Origin of the sequence: Sphingopyxis sp. (genome assembly GCF_025869345.1) — a bacterium.
Taxonomy (GTDB): domain Bacteria; phylum Pseudomonadota; class Alphaproteobacteria; order Sphingomonadales; family Sphingomonadaceae; genus Sphingopyxis.
Window position 1 is genome coordinate 1 of record NZ_JAOZVW010000062.1, and the last position, 9,963, is coordinate 9,963.

11 protein-coding genes are annotated in these 9,963 nt (G+C 66.4%); 1 reads left to right on the forward strand and 10 read right to left on the reverse strand.

The genetic code is table 11. The annotated features are described in order from the left end of the window. Window positions 1-115: 115 nt before the first annotated feature. From dcd to OJI97_RS06740, 4 genes are read right to left on the reverse strand one after another with little or no spacing between them, the layout of a single operon-like run. Window positions 116-670 (reverse strand): dCTP deaminase, encoded by a 555-nt coding sequence (gene dcd / locus OJI97_RS06725; protein ID WP_297662287.1) that lies wholly within the window; start codon window positions 668-670, stop codon window positions 116-118. A gap of 39 nt (window positions 671-709) precedes the next feature. Then, on the reverse strand, window positions 710-1,159 hold the full coding sequence (locus OJI97_RS06730; protein ID WP_297662288.1) for a cytidine deaminase: 450 nt from the start codon (window positions 1,157-1,159) through the stop codon (window positions 710-712). Beyond that, the gene (locus OJI97_RS06735; protein ID WP_297662289.1) at window positions 1,156-1,911 is read right to left on the reverse strand and encodes a GH25 family lysozyme; all 756 of its coding nucleotides are present in this window, start codon (window positions 1,909-1,911) and stop codon (window positions 1,156-1,158) included. The genes OJI97_RS06730 and OJI97_RS06735 overlap by 4 nt, the downstream gene beginning before the upstream one ends. A 2-nt stretch (window positions 1,912-1,913) precedes the next feature. Continuing rightward, window positions 1,914-2,411 (reverse strand): UPF0262 family protein, encoded by a 498-nt coding sequence (locus OJI97_RS06740; RefSeq protein WP_297662290.1) that lies wholly within the window; start codon window positions 2,409-2,411, stop codon window positions 1,914-1,916. A gap of 130 nt (window positions 2,412-2,541) precedes the next feature. Here OJI97_RS06740 and OJI97_RS06745 point away from each other — a divergent pair, with 130 nt between their 5' ends. Further along, window positions 2,542-4,053, forward strand: a complete 1,512-nt coding sequence (locus OJI97_RS06745; protein WP_297662297.1) for a replicative DNA helicase — start codon at window positions 2,542-2,544, stop codon at window positions 4,051-4,053. A gap of 101 nt (window positions 4,054-4,154) precedes the next feature. On the opposite strand, the gene OJI97_RS06750 is transcribed toward OJI97_RS06745, so the two are convergent. The 6 genes from OJI97_RS06750 to astD form a co-directional block, all read right to left on the reverse strand. Beyond that, window positions 4,155-4,928, reverse strand: coding sequence for a phosphoadenylyl-sulfate reductase (locus OJI97_RS06750; RefSeq protein WP_297662291.1), 774 nt, complete (start codon window positions 4,926-4,928; stop codon window positions 4,155-4,157). A 127-nt stretch (window positions 4,929-5,055) separates the two neighbouring features. Beyond that, window positions 5,056-5,481: a DUF934 domain-containing protein gene (locus tag OJI97_RS06755; RefSeq protein WP_297662292.1), complete on the reverse strand. Its 426-nt coding sequence runs from the start codon at window positions 5,479-5,481 to the stop codon at window positions 5,056-5,058. Then, window positions 5,474-7,108, reverse strand: a complete 1,635-nt coding sequence (locus OJI97_RS06760) for a nitrite/sulfite reductase (RefSeq protein ID WP_297662293.1) — start codon at window positions 7,106-7,108, stop codon at window positions 5,474-5,476. Before OJI97_RS06760 ends, OJI97_RS06755 begins: the two co-directional genes overlap by 8 nt. 1 nt (window position 7,109) lies before the next feature. Then, window positions 7,110-7,406 (reverse strand): DUF2849 domain-containing protein, encoded by a 297-nt coding sequence (locus tag OJI97_RS06765; protein ID WP_297662294.1) that lies wholly within the window; start codon window positions 7,404-7,406, stop codon window positions 7,110-7,112. Beyond that, window positions 7,394-8,191 (reverse strand): uroporphyrinogen-III C-methyltransferase, encoded by a 798-nt coding sequence (cobA, locus tag OJI97_RS06770; protein WP_297662295.1) that lies wholly within the window; start codon window positions 8,189-8,191, stop codon window positions 7,394-7,396. The genes OJI97_RS06765 and cobA overlap by 13 nt, the downstream gene beginning before the upstream one ends. Before the next feature lie 76 nt (window positions 8,192-8,267). Next, window positions 8,268-9,713, reverse strand: a complete 1,446-nt coding sequence (astD, locus tag OJI97_RS06775; protein ID WP_297662296.1) for a succinylglutamate-semialdehyde dehydrogenase — start codon at window positions 9,711-9,713, stop codon at window positions 8,268-8,270. Between the last annotated feature and the right edge of the window lie 250 nt (window positions 9,714-9,963).

Here is a 9,963-nt window from a genome sequence, read left to right on the forward strand (position 1 = left end):
TCCGGGATCCACTGTCTCAGCGCCGGATGAATGGATCCCGGATCAAGTCCGGGATGACGATGAAGGATAGGTTGGCTTTTCGGTCGCTTCCGGACCTTCAAATGTGTCGGCTCACCTAAAGCTTGGGCAGCGTCACGCCCTTCTGTCCCATATATTTGCCGGCGCGGTCGGCGTAGCTCGTCTCGCACGGTTCATTGCCGGCCAGGAACAGGAACTGGCACGCGCCTTCATTGGCATAGATTTTGGCGGGCAAGGGGGTGGTGTTCGAAAACTCCAGCGTCACATGGCCCTCCCAGCCCGGTTCGAGCGGGGTGACGTTGACGATGATGCCGCAGCGCGCATAGGTCGACTTGCCGAGGCAGATGACGAGAACGTCGCGCGGGATGCGGAAATATTCGACCGTGCGGGCCAGCGCGAAGCTGTTCGGCGGGATGATGCAGACGTCGGTTTCGCGGTCGACGAAGCTGTTCGACGCGAAATCCTTGGGGTCGACGACCGCGCTGTCGACATTGGTGAAAATCTTGAACTCGGGCGCGACGCGGGCGTCATAGCCGTAGGAGGAGAGGCCGTAACTGATGCAGCCGTCGCGGCGCTGTGCCTCGACGAATGGCTCGATCATCCCCTGCGTCCGGGCGGCTTCGCGAATCCATTTATCGGAAAGAATGCTCATGCGGCTGTCTTGTCGGTCCTGTTCCGGTTTCGCAAGCGGTCAGTCGATCAGACCCAGATCCTTCGGCCCGAAGGACGCGGGCAGCAGTTCGCTGAGCCGATAGCTCTTCACCGCATCGCCGTCGCCCGAGGCGCAATGGATCAGGATGTCGGTCTTCGATCGCTCGGCGGCTTCGTTCAAAATCTGGCGGCAGCGGCCGCACGGATGCACGGGATTGCTGCCGACCAGCGCGTTGCCGTCGGGGCGCCCGCCGACGATCGCGACCTCGGCGAGTTCGCCGATCCAGCCCTCGTTCGCGATCTTCGCGACCGCGCTCGTCTCGGCGCAGAGGGTGAGGCCATAGCTGGCATTCTCGACATTGGCTCCAGTGACGACGTCGCCATTTTTGAGCAGCAGCGCGGCGCCGACGTGAAAGCCCGAATAGGGCGCATAGGCGCGGCTCGCGGCATCGCGCGCGGCGTCGATCAGGGCGGATTTTCCATCGCTCATCGCATCTCTCCCTTGGGGCGCAGCACATTCCAGCGGACCGTGCCGTCCGCTCCGGGCACGCGAAGATAGCGGTTCGCCTGCCACATCGTCCAGGGATGCGCGCCATAGTCGGGCTCGAAGAAGTCGCTGCGCATCGCTGCGGTGCGGAAAATCGCGCCGGTGACGCCATAGTCGGCCTCGAACCCGGCGCTCGGCGCAATCAGGCTTTCCTGCCCCATATGCGCCTCGATCTGCGCGAGGAAGGTCGCGAGTTCGGAGCGCAGCAGCGCGCGCGTCGGACGGTCGGGACAGCGGTCGTCGAAATCGAGCCAGACGATCGACGGCATCATGTCGGCGCGGCGAGGCACGTGGCGGATGAAGTTCGCGGCCTGATCGGTCGCGAGCCCGCAGAGGCTGTAGCGGTGGATCACGCCGACCGGAATCCCCGCCGCCCGCGCGCCCGCCAGATTGCGCTGGAACATCGGGTCGACGTCCTCGTCGCCCGTGGTCGCCACCACATAGGCGAAATCGGCGCCCGCGGCCTTGATCGACCCCCAGCGCACCTCGCCGTTGCTGGCGTCGATCGTCACTCCCTGGGTCGGGAACAACTCGCGCGACGGCGTCCAGCGCGACGCCCACCAGAGCGCGATGCCGGCGAGCAGGAAGAGCAGGACCAGCGCGCCGCCGATCCGGCGCAGGACGCGCGCCGCGGCGCCGCGCCAATCGCGGGCCGGCGTGGCCGCCTTGCCCCTGCTGCGTGCCCCCGTCGCCATCCTCAACCCTTGATATGGAGGACGCAGATCAGCGTGAACAATCGCCGCGCGGTGTCGAAATCGACCGCGATCTTGCCGTCGAGCCGGTCCATCAGCATCTCGGCCGCTTCGTTGTGCAAGCCCCGCCGCGCCATGTCGACGGTCTCGATCTGCTGCGCGGTCGAGGTCTTGATCGCCTGATAATAGCTATCGCAGATCGCGAAATAGTCGCGGATCGGGCGGCGGAACCGGCCGAGCCCGAGGATGATCGCCTCGAGCGGCGAATGATCCTCGCGGCTGATCTCGAAGATCAGCCGGCCTTCCTCGACGCGAAGCAGCAGGCGATAGGGGCCGGCATAGCCGTCGGGGTGGCCGCGCTGCGGCACGAACCTGTTGTCTTCGAGAATATCGAAAATCGCGACGCGCCGTTCCTGCTCGACATCGGGATTGCGCCAGATGATCGATCCCTCGTCGAGATCGATCGAGATGATGCGCTGTTGGGAAGGATCGGCGTCGGACATGCTGCCTGTGCTTCTACTTGCCGCGCCGCGAAGGGCAAGGGGGCGACTTATTCACAGCAACCCACAACTATGATAGCTTCCTCGGCATCGCTTGTTGCACCGTCCGCCGCGCCATCGCATGAAGGCTGCCATGCCCGAACTCGCCTTGATTCCCACCCCGGCCGCAACCGGGGAAGACCGCCAATTGCCCCGCAATATCGAGGCCGAGGCCGCGTTTCTCGGCGCGATTCTGATCGACAATCGAGTCGTTGAGGACCTGCCCGTCGCGTTGACCCCCGATCATTTCTTCGAACCGCTCCACGGCCGCATCTTTCAGCAGACGATGGCGCTGATCGAGCGCAACAGCATCGCGACCCCGGTGACGCTCAAGCCCTTCTTCGAGGCCGACGAGGCGATGAAGGCGGTCGGCGGGGTCGGCTATCTCGCGCAGCTCACCGGCAGCGGCGCCGGGCTGATCGGCGCGCGCGACTTCGCGCGGCAGATTTTCGACCTTGCGCTGCTCCGCGAACTCGTCGGGGTCGGGCGCACCCTCGTCGACAGCGCGCTCGACACGAGCGAGAGCGTCGATCCGCAGGCGCAGATCGAGGAGGCCGAGACCGCGCTCTACCGCGTCGCGGGCGGCGAGGCCGAGATGGGGTCGGTCAAGAGCTTCAGCACCGCGAGCCTCACCGCCTTGCAGGCGGCCGAACGCGCGCTCAATTCGGGCGGGCACCTGTCGGGGATCACCACCGGCATCGGCAGCATGAATGCCAAGATCGGCGGCATGCACAATTCGGACCTGATGATCCTCGCGGGCCGTCCGGGCATGGGCAAGACCTCGCTCGCGACCAACATCGCCTATAACGCCGCCGAGCGTTTCCGCCGCGACGAAGAGGACGGCATTCCCCCTGAGAAGAACATGGGTGCGAAGGTCGCTTTCTTCAGCCTCGAAATGTCGGCGGACCAGCTCGCGACGCGCGTCCTCGCCGAACAATCGGGGGTGTCGGGCGAAGCGCTGCGCATGGGCAAGATCAGCAAGGAGCAGTTCCAGCAATTGAGCCGCGCCGCGCAGACGCTCCAGACCCTGCCCCTGTTCATCGACGACACGCCGGGCCTGACGATCGCGGGCCTGCGCACCCGCGCGCGGCGCCTGCAACGCCGCCACGGCATCGGCTTCATCATCGTCGACTATCTTCAGTTGCTTCAGGGCTCGTCGCGGAGCGGCGATAATCGCGTGCAGGAGATTTCAGAAATCTCGCGCGGATTGAAGACGTTGGCGAAGGAACTTAATGTTCCGGTCATGGCGCTGTCGCAGCTCAGCCGCCAGGTCGAAAGCCGCGAGGACAAGCGGCCGCAGCTCTCCGACCTTCGCGAATCGGGCTCGATCGAGCAGGATGCCGACATGGTGCTCTTCGTGTTTCGCGAGGATTATTACGTCGCGGCGCGCGAGCCCAAGCGCCCGGTCGAGGGCGATGATGTGAAGATTCATGCCCAGCATGAGGAATGGGCGGCCGAGATGGAACGCGTCTTCGGCCTGGCCGAAGTCATCGTCGCCAAATCCCGCCACGGCTCGACCGGCAAGGTGCGCCTGCACTTCGAGGCGAAGACGACCAAGTTCAGCGACCTGGCCGATGAAAGCCAAGCCTATGCGGATTATGAGTAGGCCTGTCGCCCAATAGCCTCGTCATTGCGAGCGTAGCGAAGCAATCCAGGGCGGTTTACGCCGCTCTGGATTGCTTCGCTACGCTCGCAATGACGGGGTTTTTAGAACGCCGGGTCGTTCGCCGGATCGTCGCCCACCGGCGTCACCTCGCTGTGGATGCCGCATTCGGTCTTGTCCCAGCCGCGCCAGCGACCCGCGCGGGGGTCTTCGCCGGGCTTGACCTTCGAGGTGCAGGGCGAGCAGCCGATCGAGGGATAGCCTTCCGCCTCGAGTGGGTGGCGCGGCAGGTCGTGCGCCGCGAAATAGGCATCGAGGTCTTCGCGCGTCCAGTTGGCGAGCGGGTTGAATTTCAGGCGCCCGGCGGTGCCGTCGAGTTCGAAGCGCGGCAGGCCGGCGCGGGTCGACGCCTGAAAGCCCTTGCGGCCGGTGATCGAGGTGTCGAAATCGGTCAGGGCCTTTTCGAGCGGCTTGACCTTGCGGATCTCGCAGCAGCCGTCGGGATCGTAGGACCAGCGCAGTTCGGTCGCGTCCTTCGCCGCAAGCTCGTCCGGATCGGGGGTGATAGTGATCAGGTTGAGCCCGAGCTTTGCCGCGAGTTCGTCGCGATAGGCGAGCGTTTCGGGGAAATGCTTGCCCGTGTCGAGGAACAGCACCGGCATGTCCGGCGCGGCGCGCGTGACCAGATGGAGCAGCACCGCGCTTTCGGCGCCGAAGCTCGACACGATCGCGGTCTCGCCGAGCAGTCCCGCGCCGATCACGCTCGCGACGGCCTCTGCCGCATCCTGGCCGCGGAACAGATTGTTGAGGCGGATGACGTCGGCCTGCGTGAAGCGCGGCGCCACGTCGATCCGGTCGCGGGTGCGCGACGCTTCCACCTCTTGCCGTTCGCCCTGAGGAGCCGTTGAGCTTGTCGAAACGGCGTCTCGAAGGGCCGCATACGGTGCTTCGAGACGGGCCTTCGACAGGCTCAGTCCCTCCTCAGCACGAACGGATTTGCCAAAGTCAGCCATGCCGCAGCTTCCAGATCGGCACGCTGCCGTCGGCGGCGTTCTGATACACGTTCGCATAGCGGCTGAGCGCCGCGTCGACGTCGGCGCGGTTCAGCCCGGCCTGCGGCGCGAAGCTGTCGAAGCCGCAGCGGCGCATGAAGAAGACGAGGTCGACGAGGATGTCGCCCTCGGCGCGCAGCTCGCCTTCATAGCCCGCCTCGCGCAGGATGCGCGCGGAGGTGAAGCAGCGGCCGTCGCGAAAGCGCGGGATGCCGATCTCGACCAGCTTGACGCGGGCGAGGTGCGGGATCAGGCGGCTCGGGTCGTCGCCGGCCTCGACGCGGACCGCGCTGGCGCCGTCCTGTTCGAGGAAGGCGTCGAGCGAGACCGCGGGTTCTTCGATCGGGTCGTCGTTCCGGAAACGCAGCGCATCAGCCATAAATAGCCTCCTTGAAGGCGTCGAAGCCGACGCGGCGATAGGTGTCGAGAAAGCGCTCGCCGGGGTCGCGGAGCGTGCGATAGCATTCGACCGCGCGTTCGACCGCGTCGACGACGCCGTCCTCGTCGAAGCCGGGGCCGGTGATCTTGGCCTGCGTCGTATCCTCCGCGCCCGATCCGCCGAGCAGAAGCTGGTAATTCTCGGTCCCCTTGCGGTCGACGCCGAGGATGCCGATGTGCCCCGCATGGTGGTGGCCGCAGGCGTTGATGCAGCCTGAAATCTTGATCTTGAGTTCGCCGAGGTCGCGCTGGCGGTCCATGTCGGCGAAGCGCTGCTGGATCTTCTGCGCGACCGGGATCGAGCGCGCATTGGCGAGGGTGCAGTAATCGAGGCCGGGGCAGGCGATGACGTCGGTGACGAGATCGAGGTTCGCATCGGCGAGCTTCGCCTCGCGCAGCGCTTCCCACACCGCGTAGAGGTCGATCTTGCGGACGTGCGGCAGGACGAGGTTCTGCGCGTGGGTGACGCGCACATCGTCGAAGCTGTAGCGTTTCGCGAGGTCGGCGACGACCTCCATCTGCTCGGCGGTGACGTCGCCGCCGATGCCGCCGATCGGCTTCAGGCTGATGTTGGCGATCGCATAGCCCGGCGCCTTGTGCGCGATGACCTGCTGATCGACCCACAAAGCGAAGTCGGGGTCCGTGCGGTCGATCTCCTCGGGCAGGCCCGTCTCGAACGGCGGCGGCGCGAAATAGGCCGCGATGCGGTCATATTCGGCCTGCGGGAAATCGGTGCCGAGGGTCAGGAAATGCTCGAACGCCTCCTCGACCTGGCGGCGGAATTCCTCTTCGCCGAGGTCGTGGACGAGGATCTTCATCCGCTGCTTGTGGATATTGTCGCGCCGCGCGTGAAGGTTCCATACGCGCAGGATCGCCTGGATGTATGAGAAGATCTGCGCCGCCGGGCAGAAGTCGCGGATCTTGTAGGCGATGAAGGGGGTGCGCCCCATGCCGCCGCCGGCATAGACCTCGAAGCCTTCCTCGCCCGCTTCGTTGCGGACGATGCGCAGCGCGCAGTCGTGCCAGCGTAGCGCCGCGCGGTCGGCGGGCGACGAGATGACGCAGATTTTGAACTTGCGCGGCAAATAGCTGAATTCGGGGTGAAAGCTCGTCGCCTGCCGCAGCAGCTCGGCCCAGGGACGCGGGTCGCAGATTTCGTCGGCGGCGGCGCCCGCATATTGGTCGGCCGAGATATTGCGGATGCTCTCGCCGCTGGTCTGGATCGCGTGCATCTCGACCGTCGCCAGCTCGGCGAGGATGTCGGGCGCTTCCTCCAGCTTGATCCAGTGATATTGGAGATTCTGCCGCGTCGTGAAATGGCCGTAGCCGCGGTCATATTTGCGCGCGATCTCGGCAAGCTTGCGAAGCTGGCGCGAGTCGAGCGTGCCATAGGGAATGGCGACGCGCAGCATATAGGCGTGAAGCTGAAGATAGAGCCCGTTCTTGAGCCGCAGCGGCTTGAACTGGTCGTCGTTCATGTCGCCGGCGATGCGGCGGCGCACCTGGTCGCGGAAATCCTCGACGCGGGCATCGACCATCGCCTGGTCGTACTTGTCATATTGATACATGTCAGATCACCCATTCGCCGGCGGCCGGGTCGGCGGGTTTCAGGGAAAGGTCGGGACGCACGGTCGGGCCGAGCGCGCGGATGCGGTCCTTGATATGCGCGGGGCGCGGCCCCTTCGGCGTTTCGTCGGCGTTGATGATGTAGCCGCCGTTGACGCGGCGCGCGCCATCCTCGGCGGCGAGGATCGCCTCGCCATGCTCGCCGACGTCGGCAGCGTCCTCGACATGGATCGACCAACCGCGGCCGGTCCACCAGATAACGGCGCCTGTTTTCAGGTCGTTGCCGGTTAAGATTCGCATGAGATGTCCTTCAGAGCAGTCGAAATTGCGGGGGCGCCGAGGCAGTCGAGCGCATCGGCGCGCGCCGCGACCTTGCCGACGATGATCAGCGCGGGGCTGGCCACCCGCTCGCGCGCGACGAGATCGCCGAGGTCGGTGAGCAAAGTACGCAGCACGCGCGCGTCGGCGCTGGTGCCGCGCTCGACCACCGCGACGGGCAGGCCGGGCGAGACGCCGTCGGCGATCAGCTTGTCGGCGATGGCGGAGGCGGTCGCGAGTCCCATGTAGATGACGAGCGTGCGGCCGTGGCCCGCGAGCCCCGACCAGTCCTGATCGGTCAGATCCTTGCACTGGCCGGCGACGAAGCTCACCGCGCTCGCATCCTCGCGGTGGGTGAGGGGGAGGCCCGCCTGCGCGGCGCAGCCCGCCGCGGCGGTGATGCCGGGAACGACCTCGCAGGCGACGCCCGCGGCGCGCGCCGCCTCGAGTTCCTCGCCGCCGCGCCCGAAGATGAAGGGATCGCCGCCCTTCAGCCGCACGACCTGCTTGCCGGCGCGCGTTTCGCGGACGATCAGTTCGTTGATAAGCTCCTGCCGCATCGTGTGGCGGCTGCGCTGTTTGGCGACGCTGATCCGCTCGACATGCGCCGGAATCAGTGCGAGCACGCCGTCGCCGACGAGCCCGTCATGGACGATCAGATCGGCGCTTGCGATGAGCCGCGCGGCGCGCAGCGTCAGCAGGTCGGGGTCGCCGGGACCGGCGCCGACGAGCCACAGCTTGCCCGCGGGAGGGAGAGTCTTTGCCATGCAGCGTAGATGCTGCCGCGCGGCCCGAATGGCAAAACAGGCTTTATTGACGGCGATGAAGCAAAATTTGCCGGGGTCAGAGAAAGTTTTTTCGCACCAACTGCGACCCTTCGGGATCGCGCAGGCCGACGCCGATCGAGGCGCGCATTGCGTCGCTTTCGCTGCTCGCGACCGGATAGGCGCAATAGTCGGCGGCGTAGAAGGCGCTCGGACGATGATTGCCCGACAGGCCGATGCCACCGAAGGGGGCGGCGGAGGAGGCGCCGTTGGTCGGGCGGTTCCAGTTGATCACCCCGGCGCGGGCATTGGCCCAGAACTGGTCGTAAAGCTGCGGCGTGCCGCCGATCAGCGACGCGGAGAGGCCGAAGGCGGTGTTGTTCGCCTCGGCGATCGCGGCCTCGAAGCTGTCGACGCGGATGACCTGGAGCAGTGGGCCGAACAGCTCGATGTCGGGGCGCTCGGGCATCGCGGTGACGTCGATGATGCCGGGGGTCAGGAAGGGGCGGCCGGCGACCGGGCGCGTCATGTGGCGGATCACCTGACCGCCGTTCGACATCAGCACGAGGAAGCTCTCGGTCAGGCCGTCGGCTGCCTCATTGTCGATCACCGGCCCCATATAGGGCGCGGGGTCGGCGTGCGGATGGTCGACGATCAGCCGGTTCGCGAGCGTCTTCACTTCATCGAGCAGCCGGTCGGCCAGGCTGTCCTTGACGATCAGGCGGCGCGCGTTGCTGCACCGCTGCCCGGCGCTGAGAAACGCCGACTGGACCACCAATATCGCGGCGGTGGCGATGTCGGCGGTGTCCCAGACGACGATCGGGTTGTTGCCGCCCATTTCGAGCGCGACGATCTTGCCAGGCTGGCTCGCGAACTGGCGGTTGATCGCGATGCCGGTGCGCGCCGAGCCGGTGAAGAGCAGGCCGTCGAGCCCGGCATGGCCCGCGAGCGCCTTGCCCGTGTCGGGGCCGCCGATGACGAGGCGCAGCACTTCTTGCGGCACGCCCGCGCTATGGAACAGCTCGACCAGCTTGGCGCCGGTCGCCGGGGTCTTTTCGGAGGGCTTGAACAGCACCGAATTGCCCGCGAGCAGCGCGGGGACGATATGGCCGTTCGGCAGATGCGCCGGGAAATTATAGGGGCCGAGCACCGCGAGCGTGCCGTGCGGCTTGTGGCGCACCGCGCTGCGCAGCCCCATCGCGCCCTCGATCCGGCGGTTGGGGGTGCGCTCGGCATAGGCCTTGATCGAGATGTCGACCTTGTTCGCGACCGATTCGACCTCGGTGCGCGCTTCCCACAAGGGCTTGCCCGTCTCGCGCGCGATCAGGTCGGCAAGCGTGTCGGCCTCGGCCTTGACCCGGTCGGCGAAGCGACGGAGCGTTTCGGATCGGAAGGTGAGGGCTTTCGCTGCCCATTCGGGCCAGGCGCGCCGTGCGATTTCGACCTCCCGGTCGACGTCGCTGACCGCGCCGCGCCACAGCTCGTTTCCGGTCGCGGGTTCAAAGGAAAGCAGCTCTTCGCTCATGGTCCTGCGCCTCTTATCGGCGAAAGCGGGTGGCGGCAACCGGCTGGCCCGCAACATCCTGATCCATTTGGGTTCGAGCGGGGAGGGAGGGGGAGGGTGCGGTTTCTGGATTGTCTCACGCAAAGGCGCAAAGGCGCGAAGAAGAAGATCGGGTCGCTTCGGAAAAAACCTGCGTCCCCGCGAAGGCGGGGACCCATCTCCGGCCGGTTCCATCTTGCACCCGCCGGCGAAGGGGGCCCCCCGAAGCGGG